The 17,789-nt window shown below is 67.9% G+C and carries 16 protein-coding genes; 10 read left to right on the top strand and 6 right to left on the bottom strand.

The window, feature by feature from the left end; translation table 11 throughout:
* Window position 1 precedes the first annotated feature (1 nt).
* Window positions 2-1,516 carry a hypothetical protein gene (locus D0Z60_RS09580; RefSeq protein ID WP_118858024.1) on the top strand — a complete coding sequence of 505 codons (1,515 nt, stop codon included), beginning with the start codon at window positions 2-4 and terminating at the stop codon, window positions 1,514-1,516.
* Here the strand turns inward: D0Z60_RS09580 and D0Z60_RS09585 are convergent.
* Window positions 1,513-2,742 (bottom strand): argininosuccinate synthase, encoded by a 1,230-nt coding sequence (locus D0Z60_RS09585; RefSeq protein WP_118858025.1) that lies wholly within the window; start codon window positions 2,740-2,742, stop codon window positions 1,513-1,515. The genes D0Z60_RS09580 and D0Z60_RS09585 overlap by 4 nt on opposite strands.
* A 110-nt stretch (window positions 2,743-2,852) precedes the next feature.
* On the opposite strand from D0Z60_RS09585, the gene D0Z60_RS09590 reads away from it, so the two are divergent.
* The gene (locus tag D0Z60_RS09590; RefSeq protein WP_118858026.1) at window positions 2,853-3,464 is read left to right on the top strand and encodes an EF-hand domain-containing protein; all 612 of its coding nucleotides are present in this window, start codon (window positions 2,853-2,855) and stop codon (window positions 3,462-3,464) included.
* Here D0Z60_RS09590 and D0Z60_RS09595 read toward each other — a convergent pair.
* Entirely contained in the window at window positions 3,461-4,690 is a 1,230-nt protein-coding gene (locus tag D0Z60_RS09595) for an SAM-dependent methyltransferase (RefSeq protein ID WP_118858027.1), read from the bottom strand. The genes D0Z60_RS09590 and D0Z60_RS09595 overlap by 4 nt on opposite strands.
* An 80-nt stretch (window positions 4,691-4,770) precedes the next feature.
* Between D0Z60_RS09595 and D0Z60_RS09600 the strand changes: the two genes are divergently transcribed.
* Window positions 4,771-5,205 carry a DUF1801 domain-containing protein gene (locus D0Z60_RS09600; RefSeq protein WP_118858028.1) on the top strand — a complete coding sequence of 145 codons (435 nt, stop codon included), beginning with the start codon at window positions 4,771-4,773 and terminating at the stop codon, window positions 5,203-5,205.
* Here D0Z60_RS09600 and rlmN read toward each other — a convergent pair.
* Genes rlmN through D0Z60_RS11760 form a run of 3 tightly spaced genes read right to left on the bottom strand, consistent with a single transcriptional unit; the run spans window position 5,202 to window position 7,055 of the window.
* Window positions 5,202-6,374, bottom strand: coding sequence for a dual-specificity RNA methyltransferase RlmN (gene rlmN, locus D0Z60_RS09605; RefSeq protein ID WP_118858029.1), 1,173 nt, complete (start codon window positions 6,372-6,374; stop codon window positions 5,202-5,204). The genes D0Z60_RS09600 and rlmN overlap by 4 nt on opposite strands.
* Window positions 6,375-6,411: 37 nt before the next feature.
* The gene (locus D0Z60_RS09610; protein ID WP_118858030.1) at window positions 6,412-6,873 is read right to left on the bottom strand and encodes a hypothetical protein; all 462 of its coding nucleotides are present in this window, start codon (window positions 6,871-6,873) and stop codon (window positions 6,412-6,414) included.
* 14 nt (window positions 6,874-6,887) lie between these two features.
* Window positions 6,888-7,055 (bottom strand): hypothetical protein, encoded by a 168-nt coding sequence (locus D0Z60_RS11760; protein ID WP_162888185.1) that lies wholly within the window; start codon window positions 7,053-7,055, stop codon window positions 6,888-6,890.
* A 306-nt stretch (window positions 7,056-7,361) separates the two neighbouring features.
* Here D0Z60_RS11760 and D0Z60_RS09615 point away from each other — a divergent pair, with 306 nt between their 5' ends.
* From D0Z60_RS09615 to D0Z60_RS09635, 5 genes are all read left to right on the top strand, one after another.
* A complete protein-coding gene (locus tag D0Z60_RS09615) occupies window positions 7,362-8,735 on the top strand; it encodes a glycosyl transferase family protein (RefSeq protein ID WP_240325603.1) in 1,374 nt (457 codons plus the stop codon).
* Window positions 8,732-9,850 (top strand): hypothetical protein, encoded by a 1,119-nt coding sequence (locus D0Z60_RS09620; RefSeq protein WP_118858031.1) that lies wholly within the window; start codon window positions 8,732-8,734, stop codon window positions 9,848-9,850. The genes D0Z60_RS09615 and D0Z60_RS09620 overlap by 4 nt, the downstream gene beginning before the upstream one ends.
* Window positions 9,851-9,897: 47 nt before the next feature.
* Window positions 9,898-10,809, top strand: coding sequence for a sulfite exporter TauE/SafE family protein (locus D0Z60_RS09625; protein WP_118858032.1), 912 nt, complete (start codon window positions 9,898-9,900; stop codon window positions 10,807-10,809).
* A gap of 17 nt (window positions 10,810-10,826) precedes the next feature.
* Window positions 10,827-11,567, top strand: coding sequence for a TIGR02186 family protein (locus D0Z60_RS09630; protein WP_118858033.1), 741 nt, complete (start codon window positions 10,827-10,829; stop codon window positions 11,565-11,567).
* 61 nt (window positions 11,568-11,628) lie between these two features.
* Window positions 11,629-13,317 (top strand): ATP-binding protein, encoded by a 1,689-nt coding sequence (locus D0Z60_RS09635; protein ID WP_420822787.1) that lies wholly within the window; start codon window positions 11,629-11,631, stop codon window positions 13,315-13,317.
* A gap of 150 nt (window positions 13,318-13,467) precedes the next feature.
* Here D0Z60_RS09635 and D0Z60_RS09640 read toward each other — a convergent pair whose 3' ends face one another.
* Window positions 13,468-14,874, bottom strand: a complete 1,407-nt coding sequence (locus tag D0Z60_RS09640) for a M23 family metallopeptidase (protein ID WP_118858034.1) — start codon at window positions 14,872-14,874, stop codon at window positions 13,468-13,470.
* A 98-nt stretch (window positions 14,875-14,972) separates the two neighbouring features.
* On the opposite strand from D0Z60_RS09640, the gene D0Z60_RS09645 reads away from it, so the two are divergent.
* Both D0Z60_RS09645 and D0Z60_RS09650 read left to right on the top strand, forming a co-directional pair.
* Window positions 14,973-17,504 (top strand): helicase-related protein, encoded by a 2,532-nt coding sequence (locus D0Z60_RS09645; RefSeq protein WP_118858035.1) that lies wholly within the window; start codon window positions 14,973-14,975, stop codon window positions 17,502-17,504.
* 9 nt (window positions 17,505-17,513) lie between these two features.
* Window positions 17,514-17,780 (top strand): RNA-binding S4 domain-containing protein, encoded by a 267-nt coding sequence (locus D0Z60_RS09650; RefSeq protein WP_118858036.1) that lies wholly within the window; start codon window positions 17,514-17,516, stop codon window positions 17,778-17,780.
* Window positions 17,781-17,789 lie beyond the last annotated feature (9 nt).

Here is a 17,789-nt window from a genome sequence, read left to right on the forward strand (position 1 = left end):
GATGGAACGCGAAGACCGCCTGACGACGCTTGCCGCGCGGGCCGCGCTCATGGCGGTGGCGGCGTTGCTGGCATGGCACCTGATGCCGTTTGGCGTCAGCGCGGTGCGCGCGATCCTCTACCCGCACGAGCTCGATTATGGCGAAGGCATCGTCTGGTACCAAGCGACGCAGCTGTTCGACGGCAGCGCCTATGGCCCGATCGACCGCTTCCCATCCGTAGTGTTCCACTACACGCCGTTGTTCCATTTCGTGAGCGGGCTCATCGCGGTCACGGGCGTGGACGGTCTGGCTGCCGGGCGGCTGGTATCGGCGCTGTCGACCCTCGCCGTGATGGTTGCGATCGGGGCGATCGTCGCTGGCGTGATCCGGCGAGCCGGCGGCGCGAAGCGCGTCGCGGCGCTGTGCGGCGCGATCGGCGGGCTGGCGCTGCTGATCGCTTTTCCGGTCAAGATCTGGGCGCCGCTGATGCGGGTAGACATGCTCGCCTTCGCGCTGGCCCTGATCGGAATTCTCGCCGCCATTCGAGCGCTCGAACGGCCGCGCTGGATCGTCGCCGCCGCGCTGCTGTTCGTCGCCGCGGTCTACACCAAGCAGACCATGGTCGCGGCCCCGGCGGCGGTGTTCGCGGTGATGCTGGTCCACCGGCCGCGTACCGCCTGGGCCGGGATCGCGCTGTGTGTCGCGGTCGGTGCGATCGTTCTCGCGGCCCTGACCTGGACGACCGGCGGCGGCTTCGCGCGGCACGTGTTTCTCTACAACGTCAATCGCTTCGATTTGGCGCGGACTGAGCAGATCTGGATCATCGCATCGAGCCACATCTTCCTGATCGGCGCGGCGCTGATCGGGGTTGCCGCGGCGTGGCCGGCGGTACGGCGGTTCGCAGCCCAGCGGCGCGATGCGGAAACCGACGACGCGGCGCTTGTGATGCTCCTGCTCTACCTGGTGCTGACCAGCCTGATGCTATTGCTGGTGCTCAAGCTTGGTTCGAGCGCCAATTACTTTGTCGAGTGGCTGTGCGCAGTGGCGATTTTCGCTGGGCTGGCGGCGCGCTGTACGGTTGAACGCGCCCTCGAGCCGTCATCGGCCGGCGACGCCTCGCTGCTCGGCAAGCTGGCGTTGGTTCTGATTGGCGTTCAGGCGGTGCTGATCGACCATAATCCCTATTCCAAGCGCTGGTTTGACGCGCGCGAAGCGGGGCTGCAGAAGCTGGCGGCGATGATCCGCTCCGCCCCGGGACCGGTCATTTCGGACGATATGGTGGCGGTGATGCGCGCCGGTCGGCCGGTGCTGTGGGAGCCCGCGATCTTCACCGAGCTGGCGGCGACCGGGGCCTATGACGAGCGGCCCTTCGTGCGGATGATTGAGCAGCGGAAGTTCGCCTTGTTCATCATCTACCAGGGCCGCGGCGAAACTGTCTTCAGCCCGCGCTTCAGCCCAGCGGTGGCTAGCGCCATCGAGCGCAACTACCGGCGCGACGAAATCGTCGCCAACCTCACCATCCACCGCCCGCGCTAGGCTCCGTCGCGGCGGTCCCGGCGCCCGAGCAGGCGCAGCCGCAGTGCGTTCAATTTGATGAAGCCCTCGGCGTCGCGCTGGTCGTAGGCACCGTAATCGTCCTCGAACGTCACCATTCGCTCGCTGTACAGGCTCTGCGGCGAGCGGCGTCCGGTAACGTGGACGCCGCCCTTGAAGAGCGTGAGGCGCACTTCGCCCTCGACCCGCGCCTGGCTATGATCGCATAATGCCTGCAGCATGGCGCGCTCGGGCGAGAACCACAGGCCATTGTAGACCAGCTCGGCATAACGCGGCATCAGCTCGTCCTTGAGGTGCATCGCGCCGCGATCCAGCGTCAGCTGCTCGATCGCGCGGTGGGCGGCGTGAAGGATGGTGCCGCCCGGGGTCTCGTAGATGCCGCGACTCTTCATGCCGACAAAGCGATTCTCGACCAGGTCGAGACGGCCGATGCCGTGGCGCTTGCCGAGCGCGTTGAGCTTGGCGAGCAACGCAGCCGGAGACAAGGATTCGCCATTCACCGCGACCGGATCCCCGCGCTTGAACTCGATGGTGATGTCCTCGGGCGAGTTGGGCGCCGTGACCGGATCATCGGTGCGCGAGAAGACGTAGTCCGGAACCTCGCTCCACGGGTCCTCGAGCACCTTCCCCTCGCTCGAGGTGTGGAGCAGATTAGCGTCGGTCGAGAACGGGCTTTCTCCGCGCTTGTCGCTCGGCACGGGGATCTGGTTGCGCTCGGCAAAGGCGATCAGGGCGGCGCGGCTGGCAAGATCCCATTCACGCCACGGGGCGATTACCCGAATGTCGGGTGCAAGTGCATAATAGCCGAGCTCGAAGCGGACCTGGTCGTTGCCCTTGCCGGTCGCGCCATGGGCCACCGCATCGGCGCCGACCGCTTGCGCTATCTCGACCTGGCGCTTGGCAACGAGCGGCCGGGCGATCGCCGTGCCGAGCAGATACTGCCCTTCGTACAGCGCGTTCATGCGCATCATCGGAAAGACGAAGTCGGCGACGAACTCCTCGCGCAGGTCATCGACGAAGATATGCCCGGGGCGAACGCCTAGCAGCTCGGCGGTGCGGCGGGCGGGTTCCAGTTCCTCGCCCTGACCGAGGTCGGCGGTGAAGGTGACGACCTCACAGCCGTAGGTCTGCTGAAGCCATTTCAGGATCACGCTGGTGTCGAGCCCGCCTGAGAATGCGAGGACGATTCGGCGCACGGGTTCGGTCAATCGTCGTCTCCGGATCGGCTGGCGCGGCTTTATTCGTCGGCGGCGGGCCGTTCAACTGCCAGCAAGCGAGGCAGGCGTAGCGTCAACCCGGAATTTCCCAGGAGGTGAGGATGAACAAGGCTGTGATGATTGCCGCGCTGATCGTGGCAGGCGCCGGCGCCGCCGCCGCGCAGGTCCCCGGTGTCGCGCCGATGGCGCCGCCGCAGCGGATAGCGATGCCGGACACGCGCGATGGCGTCGTGGCGATGGTGCGCGACCACTTCGCGCGCGCTGACGCCAACCGCGACGGCTTCCTGGCGCGCGACGAAATGCGCTCGATGCGGGCAATGCACGGCGGCCGTGCGGAGCGGCGCATGGCGATGCGCGGAATGCACCGGAACAAGGGCATGCGCGGCAACCCCGGCGCAATGTTCGACCGGCTCGATGCCAATCGCGACAATATGATCAGCCGCGACGAATTCCAGCGTCACCACGCGATGCGCGCCGGGCGCAAGGCACAGCGCGGCGCGATGCACGGCAAGCGCATGGGCATGCGCCATGGCGGGATGATGCGCCGTGCCGACGCTGATCGTGACGGCCGCGTCTCGCTGGCAGAAGCGCAGGCCGCGGCGCTGCAGCGGTTCGACCGGGTCGACCTCGACCGCGACGGCCGGATTACCCCGCAGGAGCGCCAGCAGCGCCGCCAGCAAATGCTCCAGCGCCGCGGCCAACGCGCCGGCTAGGCGGCGGCCGCACCCGCCGCGCGATACCGCTGCTCGTCCGCGATCATATAGTCGCGGACTATCGGCAGTGCGCGGCGGTTTCGGACATATTGGAGCTGGTAATTGCACATCGTGCCGTTCTCGAACCCGACGACTCCGCCGGCGAGATAATATTCCCACATCCTGAGGAAGCGTTCGTCGTGGAGCGCGACGATCGCGTCGCGGTTGGCGAGCGTCCGCCGCAGCCATTCGCGCAGCGTGTAGGCGTAGTGCACCCTCAGCGTCTCGACGTCGCAGGTAATTAGCCGGTTTTTGGCGCTGGCGGCGACGATCTGCTCGAGCGACGGCAAATGATAGCCGGGGAAGATGTATTTGTCGGTGAACGGATCGGGCTTCCCGGCCTTGCCGTACTTGCCGATGGTGTGAAGCAGCATCACCCCGTCATCGGCGAGCAAGCGGCGGCACTGGGCGAAAAACTCGTCGTAGTGCGCCGCGCCGACATGTTCGAACATTCCAATCGAGACGATCCGGTCGAAGCGGCCCGCGACCGAGCGATAATCGATCAGCTCGAATTTCACGCGGTCGGCGACCCCGGCAGCGACGGCGCGCTCGCGGGCGACCTTGAGCTGCTCCTCCGATAGCGTCACGCCAAGCACGTCGACATCGGCGACGCGGTTGAGGAACAGCGCCGTGCCGCCCCAGCCGCAGCCGATGTCGAGCACGCGTTGGCCCGGGTTCAGGTGGAGCTTGGCGGCGATGTGCGCCTTCTTGTCGAGCTGCGCCTGCTCGAGGGTGTTCGTTGGGTCGGTGTAATAGGCGCAGCTATATTGCAGGTCGTCGTCGAGAAACAGGCGATAGAGGTCGTTACCGATGTCGTAATGGTGGGCGACGTTGCGCCGTGCGGCCGTGGCCGGGTTGCGGCGAACGAGCGCCTTCCACCATTTCTTGCCGCGATTGAGCGCCTTGCGTCCGGGACTCCTCGATTCCCACGGATTGCCGCCGACAACCAGCTCCATCAGGTCGAGCAGGCTGCCCTGCTCGATGATGAGGCGGCCATCCATATAGGCCTCGCCGATGCCGAGCCGCGGATCACGGACGATCGCGAGCACGGTAGCGTTGTCCGCGACTCGAACGCGCATCTCCGGTCCCCGGCCGGGCCCGAAGGCGTGGGTTTCACCCGATGGTAGGACGACCGTCAGCCGGCCGCGGGTCACGAGCTTGCCGAGCAATCCGTCGATCATCGCCATGCGCCCTTCTTCGAGTTCGCGAGAACTTGTGACTCCGCCCCCCGCGCCATTCAAGCTATGACGGGACGACGGAGGCGCGCATGGGCAAATATGAGGTGAAGACCAAGCCAGGCGAGCTGGCGCTGGACGATTATCTGGCGACGATCGATCCTTCGCGCGCGGAAGAGGCGCAGCGGATCGATGCCATACTGCGCCGCGTGACCGGCCAGGAGCCGCGGATGTGGGGGCCTTCGATGATCGGCTACGGCCGCTATCATTATCGCTACGACAGCGGCCACGAGGGCGAGGCGATGCGCATCGGCTTCGCTCCACGCAAGGCGGAGCTGGTGTTGTATGTGCTCGGCGTCGATCCCGCCGATCAGGCCGAGGAGGACGCTCTTCTGGCTCGGCTCGGCAAGCACCGCAAAGGCAAATGCTGCCTCTATGTCCGGCGACTGGAGCAGGTCGATGAGGGCGTTCTGGAAGAGCTCGCGCGCCTCAGCTGGCGAACGATGGCGCGGCGCTACCCGAACTAGGCGGCGGCGCTGCGGCGCTTGCGCTCGGCGGCGGTCTTGAGCTGGCCGCAGGCGGCGTCGATATCGCGACCGCGGGGCGTGCGGACCGGAGCCGAAATGCCGGCTTCAAAAATGATGTTCGAGAAGGCGCGGATGCGCTCGGGACTAGAGCATTCGTAGGCGGCGCCGGCCCATGGGTTGAACGGAATCAGATTAACCTTGGCAGGAAGCTGGTAGGCCTTGATCAGGCGGACCAGTTCGCGCGCGTCCTCGTCGCTGTCGTTCTTGTCTTTGAGCATGACATATTCGAACGTGATCCGCCGCGCGTTGTTGGCGCCGGGATAGGCGGCGCAGGCGGCGAGCAACTGGTCGATGCCATACTTGCGGTTGAGGGGCACGATCTCGTCGCGCACCTCCTTGGTAACCGCGTGCAGCGAGACCGCGAGATTAACCCCGATCTCCTCGCCCGCGCGCTCCATCATCGGCACAACGCCGGAGGTCGACAGCGTGATCCGGCGCTTGGATAGGCCGAGGCCATCGCCGTCCATGACGATTCTCAGCGCGTCGCGGACGTTGTCGAAATTATAGAGCGGCTCGCCCATCCCCATCATCACGATGTTGGTCAGCATCCGGCCTTCGGGCGCACTTGGCCATTCGCCGAGCGAGTCGCGGGCGAGCATGACCTGGCCAACGATTTCGGCCGGATCGAGGTTGCGCACCAGCGCCATCGTGCCGGTATGGCAGAAGCGGCAATTAAGGGTGCAGCCGACCTGGCTCGACACGCACAGGGTGCCGCGGTCGGCGTCAGGGATGAACACCATCTCGAAATCGTGGCCGTCGTGGGTGCGCAGCAGCCATTTGCGAGTCCCGTCCGCCGACACCTGCGCCTCGACCACCTCGGGGCGGGTGATGGCGAAGCGCTCGGCAAGCCACGGCTGCTGGGCCTTGGCGATGTCCGTCATCATCGCGAAGTCGGTCGCGCCGCGATTGTAGATCCAGTGCCAGATCTGCTTGGCGCGTAGCCGGGCCTGTCGCTGGTCCAGCCCAGCTTTCTCGAGCGCGTCGCGGATCGCCTCGCGTGGCATGCCAACCAGCTCGACCCGGCCGTCGGCGCGCGGCTGCGCGTCGCGCCGCACGGGCACGGGGTCGACGGTGCCGGGGATCGGCATCAAGGCAGTGTCGGCGCTCATGGAAGGGCCGCCATGTAGTGGAAGATGCGGCGGATTTCTAGCGCGCGCAGGCGGCCGCGGCGGCGTCGATCGCGGTTGGCGCCCCGGCCAGCAAGAATCGCTCGGTCATCCGCCGGCCGGCAAGGTCGCGCGCGACGACCCGTGCCCCACCCGAACGGCGGATGGCACCGAGGATCGCAGCCTCCTGCGCCGGGCCACGGCTCCACGCCGCAACCCCGCGCGCGACGAGGTCGAACGGCTGCTCGCCGACGACCAGCATGACGCTGCTGCCCGGGCGCAGCGGTCTACGCAGGCGCACCGACAATTCGCCGCTGCGGCGCCCGGCGCGGTCGAAACTGATGGCGAGTACGGCGGCGGGCTTATCGAGCGAATGGGGCAGGAGCGCCCGGCCCACCGCTTCGCATCGCGCACCACGATCGAACGCGGCCCAGCCGTCGCGCGCAGCGAGCAACCGCGGCGCGGGCGCGGCTGCGAGCGCCAGCGCGAAGGAGACGAGCATGAAGAAGGTCTAGATCAGCAGTCGACGTTGGTCGAGGCGGTGGCGGCGGCGCATTCAACCGGCCGGTCGACCGAATCGGTGACCGCCGTGCCAAGCGCCAGCGCGCCGAACGTCAGCGCCGCGCCGAGGATCGCGAACACCAGGGCATATTCGGCCACGGCGGCGCCGGAACGATTGGTCATTAATCGTAAAAGATGACGCATTTCGTATCCCCACCGGGCGAGTCGCAACGCGCATCGCCAGAAGGCCCGACTGCCGCTCGATGAACGGAAAGTCAAGATTTGACGTTAACTGAAGTTAAACATCGAGTCCCGTTCCGCGACATTTTAGCATGTAATCCGCCTCGGAGTGAATCGCGTCCGAAACGAACGTGGCTTGTGAATCATTGCGCCATGTGATTTGTTCTGCGCGCTCGGTGTCCTCGCCCGATTGGGGGTCGGCATGCGAGTCGTCACGAAATTCCATCCGTCAGCGCGGCGCTTGCGGCGGTGAGCCTGTCGTTCGTCGTCGCCGACATCGCGTCGGAGCTGGCGCTGTTCGCGGCCGCCGGCTTCCTGCTGTTCGCGCTCGACGATCTGGCGGTGGACATCGTCTATCTGGTGCGCCGGGCGTGGCGGGCGACGACCGTCTACACCCGCTATCCGCGCGCGTTCGCGGGAACGCTGGCGCGGCCGGCACGGCCGGGACGAATGGCCGTTTTCATCCCCGCCTGGGATGAGGGCGCAGTAATCGGAGCAATGCTGCGCGCAACGCTCGAGCGGTGGGGCGCCGCCGATTATTTACTGTACGTCGGTTTCTACCCAAACGACCCGGCGACGGCTGCGGCACTCGGCAAGATGCACGACCCGCGGGTGCGGCCGGTGCAGCTGCCCCACGCCGGCCCGACCACCAAGGCCGATTGCCTCAATCACCTCTACGCCGCGCTGGCCGCTGACGAGGCGCGCGAGGGCTGGAGCGCCAAGGCCGTGGTGCTGCACGATAGCGAGGACCTGGTTCATCCGCTGGAGATCGCGCTGTTCGACACGCTCGTCGAGCGCGCCGCGTTAGTTCAGTTGCCGGTACTTCCATTGCAAAGCCGCGGCAGCCGGTGGGTTTCCGGCCATTATTGCGACGAGTTCGCCGAGAGCCATGGCAAGGAGATGGTGGTGCGCGAGGCGATCGGCGCGTCGATCCCGCTGGCCGGGGTCGGCTGCGCGATCGAGCGCAAGGCGCTGACCCGGTTGGCCGAGCGCCGCGGCGGCCAACCGTTCGCCGCCGATTGCCTGACCGAAGATTATGAGCTCGGCCTGCGGCTCGGCGAGATCAACGAAGGCGCGATGTTCGTGCGCATTCCCGCGCATCCAGGGAGCCGCGCGCTGGTCGCGTCGCGCGGCCATTTCCCGGAAACACTTGACGCCGCGGTGCGCCAGAAGGCGCGATGGATCGGCGGGATCGCACTGGCCGGCTGGGATCGGCTCGGCTGGCGCGGCGGGCTCGGCGAAAGGTGGATGCGGATGCGCGACCGCCGCGGGCCGCTCGCCGCGCTGCTGCTGGTCGCCGGCTATGGCGCAGCGCTATTGTGGCTGCAGATGGCGCTGGCCCATGCGCTCGGCGCGCCGGTGGTGATGCAGGTCTCGCCGCTGCTCGCCTTCCTGCTCAAGCTCAACCTGGCGCTCCTCGCGTGGCGGCTGTTCGTCCGGCTGTGCTTCGTCACCGCCGCCTACGGAATCGGCGAAGGCCTGAGATCGTTGCCGCGCACGGTGGTCGGCAATGTCATCGCCATTCTCGCCGTGCGCCGCGCCATCGCGCACCATGTCAGCGGACGAGCGGCGCAGTGGGAGAAGACGGCGCACATCTTCCCCGCCGCGGAGCCGGCGCAGTGAGCGCCTCGGTGCGCTTCATCGGCTTCGCGCTGGTCGCTTGGGTCGGGGTGCGCGCGGCGAGTCTGGGCATGTTCCCAGGATCCACGGCGCTGGTCGTACCGGCCGCAGCGAAACCGACCGCGCCGCCTGTGCAAAACCGCGCGATGGTGTCGCCCCCGGCGCCGCCCGAGGCCTTCGCACAGCAGCCTTATGCGGCCTACCCGTACTCGCCGCCCTACCCCTATCCGCCGCCGGCGCCCTATCCCCCCTATGCCATCGGCCCGCGCGCACCGGGGCCCACAGTCGTGCTCCCCGCCAGTTGGGGGGCGCCCATCGTGCGCCTCGCCGCATCGCGCCCGAGCGCGTGGGAGCTGGTGGTGCCCACCCCGGCCGCCGCCGAGCGGTTCGCCGAGCTCGAGCCGTGGCCGTATCCGGCTGCAGCGACGTTCGTTCCAAGGGCGGCAAGCCCGCCGACTCAACCCGCCGCGCCCCCGCCGTCGCCCAAGCTCGACCGGCTGCAACTGTCGAGCTGGGCGCTGCTTCGCAACGGCCTCGGCAACAGCGCGCTGGCGCAGGGCGGAACGCTCGGCGGAAGCCAGGTCGGGGCCCGTCTGACCTACAAGTTCACGCCGGCGATCGCCGCTTCGCTTCGATTCAGCTCGTCGGCCGGCGGAGTGCGCGGCGCCGAGGCCGCGGCTGGGGTGCGATGGCAGCCGTTCCGGACGGTTCCTGTTGCGCTCAACGTCGAGCGCCGCCAGCGGCTTGGGCGATGGGGCGGCCGGTCCGACTTCGCGGCGTTTGTGGAGGGCGGGGTCTACCAGCGTCCGGTGGCGCTCGGCTTCAATCTCGACGCCTACGCGCAAGGCGGTTGGGTCGGGATCAAACACGGTGACTGGTTCGCCGACGGGTCCGCTGCGCTCACCCGGCCGCTGTGGCGCAATTTGTCGGGCGGGCTCGGCGTGTGGGCCGGCGGCCAGAGCAGCGGCGCGGACACGCTCTTTCGGGTCGATGCCGGGCCGCGCCTGACCTATGCGGTACGCCGCAACGTTCGCCTCCATCTCGACTACCGCCAGCGGATCGCCGGCGACGCCCTTCCCCGCTCGGGGCCCGCCCTGACGGTGGCCGGGGACTTCTAAGCGCAGGGGTTAGCAGGGCTCGGCTTTGGCGCTAGTGTTGCGCGCCAATGGACATCTACCTCCCGATCGCCGGAATGTCGGTCAACGCGCTGCTGATTGTCGCGCTGGGGGGAATCGTCGGCCTGCTGTCCGGGATGTTCGGGGTCGGCGGCGGCTTCCTTACCACGCCGCTTCTGATCTTCTACGGCATCCCGCCGACCGTCGCGGTGGCCTCGGCGACGACCCAGATCACCGGCGCCAGCGTCAGCGGGGTACACGCCCACTGGCGGCGCGGCGGGGTCGACCTCAAGATGGGGCTGGTGATGATCGCCGGCGGGAGCATCGGCGCGCTGATCGGCGCCTTGCTGTTCCGCTGGCTCCAGGCGAGCGGCCAGATCGATCTCATCATCGGCTTTCTCTACGTGCTGCTGCTCGGCGGAATCGGCGGGCTGATGCTCAAGGACGCCATGGTTGCGCTCGGCTGGGCCGAAACGGGCAAGCCGCCGGCTCCGCCCAAGCGCCACAACCGCTGGGTCGCGGGCCTGCCTCTGCGCTGGCGCTTCTATGCCTCGGGCCTCTACATCTCGCCGCTCGCGCCGCTCGCGCTCGGCTTCGCCGCCGGGATGCTGACCATGCTGCTCGGAGTCGGCGGCGGGTTCATCCTGGTGCCGGCGATGATCTATCTGCTCGGGATGGCGCCGCGGGTGGTGATCGGCACCAGCCTGGTGATGATCCTGGCGGTCAGCGCAGTCGCTACCATGGTCCATTCGATGACGACCCAGGCGGTCGATATCGTGCTGGCTGCGCTGCTGCTCATCGGCGGCGTGATCGGCGCGCAATATGGCGCCCGGCTGGCGACGCGGCTGAAGCCCGACCTGCTGCGCTTCGCGCTCGCGGTGATCATCCTGCTGGTGGCGTTCCGGATGGCGCTCGGCCTCGCCTGGCGGCCGGACGAAATCTACACGGTGACCTTCTTGTGAGGTGGCGTCCGCTCATTATGCTCGGCCTCGCGCCGCTGCTGGTCGGAGCCGCCAGCCCGCGGCTGGTGCCCGACATTTCGGCACGCTCGATCTCGATCCGCTACAGCTTTACCGGCGCGCAGTTGCTGTTGTTCGGAGCGATCCTCTACCCCGGCGGGCGCGAACCGACCCAGCCGCCCGACATCGCGATCGTGCTGAAAGGGCCGGTCGAGCCGATCCTGGTGCGAGAGAAGCAGAAGATCGCCGGAATCTGGATGAACGCCGACAAGCACCGCTTCCAGTCGGCTCCCGGTTTCTACGCAATCGCCTCGTCGCGCCCGATCCGGGAGCTGGTCGACGAGCGCACCGCGGCAATCTACGAGCTCGGGCTCAAGGACTTGCAGCTCTCGTCCGGCGGCGGCGCTCTGCCCGACAAGGAGCGGCGGTTCGAGGCCGGGCTGCTCGAACTGCGCCAGCGGCAGGGACTCTACTCGGAAAATGCCGGCGGAGTCGAAATCAGCGAGGGGGTGCTCTACCGCGCGCGTATCGCAATCCCCAGCCAGGTGCCGGTCGGGACCTACACCGCCGAGACTTTCCTGATCGACAACGGCCGGGTGATCGCCGCCGCGACCAAGGACATCGCCATCGGCAAGTCGGGGTTCGAGCGGTTTGTTGCGCTCGCCGCAAGCCGCCACGGCTTCTTCTACGGTCTTGCGGCGGTACTGCTGTCGGTCGCCATGGGCTGGGTTGCGGCGTGGGTGTTCGCCCGCCGCGCCTAAGCCAAATCTTAACCCGTTTCGCTTACCTCGGTCGCTCCCGCCAGTAACGACGCGAGTGACGATGACCGACCAACCCAATGTGCAGCAGTTCGCCGACCATTTGTCGAGCTTCAGCGACGAAGAACAGCCGCAGGGCCGGACCGTGCCGATGGCGCCGTCGGAACCGCTCCCGACGATTGGCGAAGTATTGGATATCGCCGGCTCGGGAAGCCAGGTCCGAATGGACGTCGCGCGGTTGCATCAGCTGGCCGATCACGCCGATCCGTCGGTCGCCATGGCCGGCCAGGTCGGCAGCCAGGTCAAGATGAAGGTCGGCTCGTCGTGGCTGATCGCCAACGTCCGCACCCTTCGCGGCGAGGACGGGGCAGTTGTCGGCAACATCGACTTTCTCGGCGAGGGCCAGACCGGCGGCGGCGGGCGGATGACAAACTTCCGCCGCGGGGTGACGCGCTATCCGATCCCCGGCAGCGAGGTTTATCCGGTCAATACCGAGGACATGCGCGCGATCTTCGCCGCCGACGGCTCGGCCCACGTCGAGATCGGCACCGTCTATCCGACCGACGACATCCGCGGCGCGCTCTACGTCGACCCGATGCTGTCCAAGCATTTCGCGATCCTCGGCTCGACCGGCACCGGCAAGTCGACCTCGGTCGCGCTGATCCTCCACCGCATCTCGCAACTGTCGCCCGAGGGTCACATCGTGATGATCGATCCGCACGGCGAATATTCGGCGGCGTTCAAGGATTGCGGCGAGCTGTTTAACGTCGACAATCTGGCGCTGCCCTATTGGCTGATGAACTTCGAGGAACATTGCGAAGTGTTCCTCACCACCGACGGCGCCGAGCGCCAGCGCGATGCCGACATCCTCGGCAAGTGCATTCTGGCTGCGCGGACCAAGGGCAAGAACGTCGAGCAGTACGGCAAGGTGACGGTCGATTCGCCGATTCCCTATCTGTTGACCGACCTCAACCAGATCCTGGTTGCGGAAATGGGCAAGCTCGACCGCGCCGGCGATTCGACGCCCTACCAGAGGATAAAGAACAAGCTCGACGAGCTGCGCGCCGATCCGCGCTTCACCTTCATGTTCTCGGGCATGCTGGTCAGCGACACGATGGGCAGCTTCGTCGGCAAGCTGTTCCGACTGCCTGCCAACGGCAAGCCGATCAGCATCGTCGACGTCTCGGGCGTGCCGAGCGAGATCACCAGCGTCGTCGTCTCGGTGCTGGCCCGAATGGTATTCGATTACGCGATCTGGAGCCGGACTGAGGCGCAGCGGCCGATCCTGCTGGTGTGCGAAGAGGCCCACCGCTACGTTCCCAAGGACGAGAATGCGCAAGGCCAAGCGGTGCGCAAGATCCTCGAGCGGATCGCCAAGGAAGGCCGGAAATACGGCGTGTCGTTGGGCCTCATCACGCAGCGGCCGTCCGACCTTGCGGAAGGCGTTCTGTCGCAGTGCGGCACCATCATTTCGATGCGCCTCAACAACGACCGCGACCAGGCCTGCGTGCGCGCTGCCATGCCGGAGGGGGCGCGCGGCTTCCTCGACGCCATCCCGGCGCTCCGCAATCGCGAATGCATCGTCTGCGGCGAGGGCGTGGCGATCCCGATTCGGGTCCGCTTCGACGACCTCGAGCCGGAGAAACGCCCGGCCTCGTCCGATCCGAGCTTCGCTGAGATGTGGCGCCAGACCGGTGATGAAGCCGGCATCATCTCGCGCACCATTAAACGGTGGCGGGGGCACGGGCGGTAAGCCCGAACGAAGCAAACAGTGACGACGTGAATTGCGTCGGGCGGGCCGGTATGACAGAAAATTTTCGGTCAAACGTGCTGGCCGTAGTGCCTCTTGGCGATGCTGGTACCTCACCAGGCACGTCCGCGTTAGAATGCTTCGCGGCTATGGCTAGGGCGCCAGTTCCTTGACCCGCGCTCTGATCGCGGCGACCACGCCCGGATCGATTGCGCGGCTGGTGACGAAGCGCACGCTCATGGGGTCGATCGCCCGGCCACTGGAGTGAACCTCATAATGGAGGTGCGGGCCGGTCGACAGGCCGGACGTGCCGACATAGCCGATCACTTGCCCGCGGCTTACGAAACTGCCGGGCTCCACGACCATCGCCGACATGTGGCTGTAGCTGGTGGCCAGCCCGCCGGCGTGGGCCAGACGGACCTGGCGGCCATAGCCCCCGGCCCAGCCGGCGCGGGCCACTTGGCCGTCTGCGGCGGCCCGGATCGGAGTGCCCGAACGGGCGCCGAAATCGATTCCGCGGTGCATCCGGGCGAAGCGCAATATGGGGTGGACTCGAAGCCCGAAGCGCGAAGTGATCGGCGCATCGACCGGCCAGGCCATCGCTGAATCGTCGCGGCGCACATCGCCGACGGTCGCTGCATTGATCCAGATCGGCTTGCCGCCTGCCGTCCATCGTACGAGTTGCAGGTCGCTGCCAAGTTGGCGGTCGATCGCAGCGTAGAGGAGCATGCCCGGCGCGGCGCTGCCGTCGGCAGAGCGGCGGTTGGCGAACACCAGGTCGAAGCGGTCTTGCGGGCCAATCTCGCCGACATCGATTTCGCTGGCCAGGGCCTTGAGATACTCCGTCGCGGTGGCGGCCGACGCGCCGGCGTTGCGCAACGCCCAATAGATTCCGTCGCCCGCTGCGCCGCGCAGACGAAGCGGCCGTTGGTCGATATTGAGCGCGATCCGGCGCAAGGTGAGCGTTCCGTCACGGCGTTCAATCGCGATCCGCGTATCGATTGTAGCCCGATAGCCCAGCGAATCGATCGCCCGCCGCCCGGCTTCGCGGCGGCCAAGCACGAGTTCGACTAACGTCCCCTCGGGCACCCGCCCGGCGAGCGCGGTGGCGCGCACGGCGTCGGCATAGGACGCGCCGGCACGGACTAACGCCGGGCCCAAGCCATCGCCGCCAACGCTCAGCCGAGTCGCTACTCGGGCGCGCTCGGGTGCCGCAGCGATCGGCTCGACCCGTCCGCCAGGCGCCATGCGCAGACCGCTGCGCGATCCGTCGACGCGCGTCCCGACCCCGATCGCGCGCCATTGTTCGTCGATTGATCCGGGCAGCGCCTCGCCATGTTGGCCGGGCAAGGGCTCGATTCCGGGCGCGAGCCAGCCGAGCACCAACGCCAGCGCGCTAAGCGTCGCCGCCCCGCGCCACCACTTGCGCGAGCCGATGTCCTCGGCGAGATCGACGACCAGCGACAATGGCGCGGGCTTATGGCCGAACGACACGAAGTGCGCCGGCGCGGCCATTGCCGCCGCACCAACACGCTGCCGTCCCAGCCAAGCTTCGCGCATCGCCGCCTCCTTGCCGGTTGGTGTGGCGAAACAAGGTTAAGACCGCTTTAAGCCGGTAGGCGCTTGAAGCCCCGCCCGGGCTTTGCCACATTCGCTTCATGGCCGCCCGTCACGACGGCATCTTGCGGGCGATCCTCGGCCCCACCAATACCGGCAAGACCCACTTGGCGATCGAGCGGATGTGCGCCCACTCGTCGGGCGTGATCGGCTTTCCGCTGCGCCTGCTGGCGCGCGAGGTCTATGACCGGGTGGTGGCGATCAAGGGCGAGAGCCAGGTCGCGCTGCTGACCGGCGAGGAAAGGATCGTCCCGCGCCACGCCCGCTACGTGCTGTGCACCGCCGAATCGATGCCGGTCCGGACCGGCCGCGAGGACCGCCAGGCCGAGAGCGTCTTTCCCGATCAATTTGCCTTCGCCGCGATCGACGAGGCGCAATTGGGAAGCGACCCCGAGCGCGGTCACGTATTCACCGACCGGATGCTGCGCGCCCGCGGCCGCGAGGAGACGCTGATCCTCGGTAGCGACACGCTTCGCCCGCTGATCCGCGAATTGTTGCCCAAGGCCGATATCGTCAGCCGGCCGCGCTTCTCGACGCTGCGCCATGCCGGCGCGGTCAAATTGAGCCGGCTTCCGCCGCGCTCAGCGATCGTCGCGTTCAGCGCCGAGCAGGTCTATGCGCTGGCCGAGATGCTGCGCCGCTTTAAGGGCGGGGCTGCGGTGGTGATGGGCGCGCTTTCCCCCTCCACCCGCAACGCTCAGGTTGCGATGTTCCAGCGCGGCGAGGTCGATTACCTCGTCGCCACTGATGCCATCGGCATGGGCCTCAACATGGATGTCACCCATGTCGCCTTCGCCGGGCTCGAAAAATTCGATGGCCGCCGCGACCGCCGGCTGACGGTGAGCGAGATGGCTCAGATCGCCGGCCGCGCCGGGCGCCACCAGAAAGACGGCAGCTTCGGCACCTTGGGCCTCGGCGGCGACAGCGGGCCCGAATTCAGCGAGGACGAGGTCGAAGCGATCGAGGAGCATCGCTTCCGCGCCCTCGAACATCTCTATTGGCGCTCGAGCGAACTCGACTTCACCGACGTCACCGCACTCATCCGGAGTCTCGAAGCGAAAAGCGACGATCCGCTGCTTCGTCCCGCCCCGGTGGCGATCGATTTAGTCGTTCTGAAGCAACTCGCCGAGGATCCCGCCATCGCCCACGTCCGCGGACCGGCGGCGCGGCGGCTGTGGGCGGCATGCGGCCTGCCCGATTTCCGCAAGGTGGGGCCGATGCACCATGCGCGGATGGTACGGCGGCTGTTCAGTTACATCCAGGACGGCGGCCACGTCGCGCACGAATGGTTCGCCGCCGAAGTCGCCCGGCTCGACAATGTCGCCGGCGATATCGAGGCGCTTGCCGATCGCCTCGCGGGCATTCGCAGCTGGGCTTATATCGCCCAGCGCGCCGACTGGCTGGCTGATCCCGCCAAATGGGCCGAGCGTACGCGCGGGGTCGAGGCCCGCTTGAGCGATGCGTTGCACATGGCGCTGACCCAGCGCTTCGTCGACCGCCGCACCGCGGTGCTGGTGCGCGACATCGGCGCGCGCGGCGCGGACGCGCTGCCGGTCACTGTCGCCGCCGACGGCGAGGTCAGCGTCGGGCCCGAGCCGATCGGTCATCTTGCCGGCTTCGACTTCAAGGTCGATCCCGCCGCGCGCCACGCCGACAAGCGCCTGCTGCTGGCCGCCGCCGAGCGCCGGTTGGGCGACGAGCTCGACCGGCGCGCACGCGAGCTGGTGGCGGCACCCGACAGCGCGTTTTCGCTAGCCGTGGAGGAGAGCGGCGGGCTGGCGGTGAGTTGGGAGGGGCATATTCTCGCGCGGCTTGCCGCTGGCCGTACGCTGACCGAGCCCGCGGTGCGGACGGCGCGTCCGCTCGACCGGCTGTCCGCGTCGCGGCGGGCCGAGCTTCGAGCACGGATCGAACGCTGGATCGACGGCGAGCTTGAGCGCCACCTCCGCCCGCTGCGCCAGCTTGCGGCCGCGGCGGCCGACCCCAAGGTCGCGCCTGGCGTTCGGGCGTTGAGCGCGATGCTGGCCGATTCCGGCGGGCTGCTCCCACGCCGCTCGATCGCGGCGCAGGTGGCAGCGCTCGACAAGGCCGACCGCCATGCGCTCCACCGGCTGCGCGTTCGGCTCGGAGCCCTCGACCTGTTCGTGCCCTTGCTGCTCAAGCCTGGCGCGCAGCGGTGGCGGGCGGCGCTGCTCGCGATCCGATCCGGCCAGCCGATGCCGCGCCTGCCCGATGCCGGCGCGGCGACGCTCGATGGAAGCGCCGATCCACGCGGCGCGACCCTCGCCTTTCGCCGCTTCGGCCCGGCGTGGTTGCGGGTCGACCTCGCGGATCGGCTCGCCTCGCATGCACATGCCGCGCGCCAGGCCGGGAGCGCGACGATCGTCGATTCGACTCTGGTGACCAGCCTCGGGCTCGATGCCGCCACGGTCGAGCGGCTGATGGCCGAGGTCGGGTTTATCCAGAAAGGCGAAGCTTGGGCGTGGCGCGGTGCCCGCCGCCCGCCGCGCCGGGCCGAACAGCCACCACGTCCCGGCAACGCCTTCAGCGCGCTGGCAGAGCTGAAGAAGTAACGCGGCGGCGTGCGGATCGACCGCTTCCTGTTCTTTGTCCGCCTCGCCAGGTCGCGCACGCTGGCGCAGGCAATCGTTGCCGAGGGGCGGGTTCGCCTGGACGGCAAGCGCGTCGCCAAGCCGAGCGAGGAAGTGCGCGTCGGATCGGCGATCACCTTCCCTGCACGCGGCGAGATCCGCGTGCTGAAGGTGCTCGCGCTGCCCCACCGCCGCGGCCCGCCAACGGAGGCACGCGCCTGCTACGAGGTGATTGACGAGGCCCGGCCCGCGACCTAGCGAGCGTGC

The organism is Sphingomonas mesophila, from assembly GCF_003499275.1.
Classification (GTDB): domain Bacteria; phylum Pseudomonadota; class Alphaproteobacteria; order Sphingomonadales; family Sphingomonadaceae; genus Sphingomicrobium; species Sphingomicrobium mesophilum.

Bases quoted from the DNA above. Each gene is read 5' to 3' on its own strand.
- D0Z60_RS09600 (WP_118858028.1), top strand. From the start codon at position 4,771: ATGGGCAAATATGAGGTGAAGACCAAGCCAGGCGAGCTGGCGCTGGAC.
- D0Z60_RS09590 (WP_118858026.1), top strand. From the start codon at position 2,853: ATGAACAAGGCTGTGATGATTGCCGCGCTGATCGTGGCAGGCGCCGGC.
- D0Z60_RS09645 (WP_118858035.1), top strand. From the start codon at position 14,973: ATGGCCGCCCGTCACGACGGCATCTTGCGGGCGATCCTCGGCCCCACC.
- D0Z60_RS09640 (WP_118858034.1), bottom strand. From the start codon at position 14,874: ATGCGCGAAGCTTGGCTGGGACGGCAGCGTGTTGGTGCGGCGGCAATG.
- D0Z60_RS09595 (WP_118858027.1), bottom strand. From the start codon at position 4,690: ATGGCGATGATCGACGGATTGCTCGGCAAGCTCGTGACCCGCGGCCGG.
- D0Z60_RS09635 (WP_420822787.1), top strand. From the start codon at position 11,629: ATGACCGACCAACCCAATGTGCAGCAGTTCGCCGACCATTTGTCGAGC.
- D0Z60_RS09625 (WP_118858032.1), top strand. From the start codon at position 9,898: ATGGACATCTACCTCCCGATCGCCGGAATGTCGGTCAACGCGCTGCTG.
- D0Z60_RS09580 (WP_118858024.1), top strand. From the start codon at position 2: ATGGAACGCGAAGACCGCCTGACGACGCTTGCCGCGCGGGCCGCGCTC.
- rlmN (WP_118858029.1), bottom strand. From the start codon at position 6,374: ATGAGCGCCGACACTGCCTTGATGCCGATCCCCGGCACCGTCGACCCC.
- D0Z60_RS11760 (WP_162888185.1), bottom strand. From the start codon at position 7,055: ATGACCAATCGTTCCGGCGCCGCCGTGGCCGAATATGCCCTGGTGTTC.
- D0Z60_RS09630 (WP_118858033.1), top strand. From the start codon at position 10,827: ATGCTCGGCCTCGCGCCGCTGCTGGTCGGAGCCGCCAGCCCGCGGCTG.
- D0Z60_RS09610 (WP_118858030.1), bottom strand. From the start codon at position 6,873: ATGCTCGTCTCCTTCGCGCTGGCGCTCGCAGCCGCGCCCGCGCCGCGG.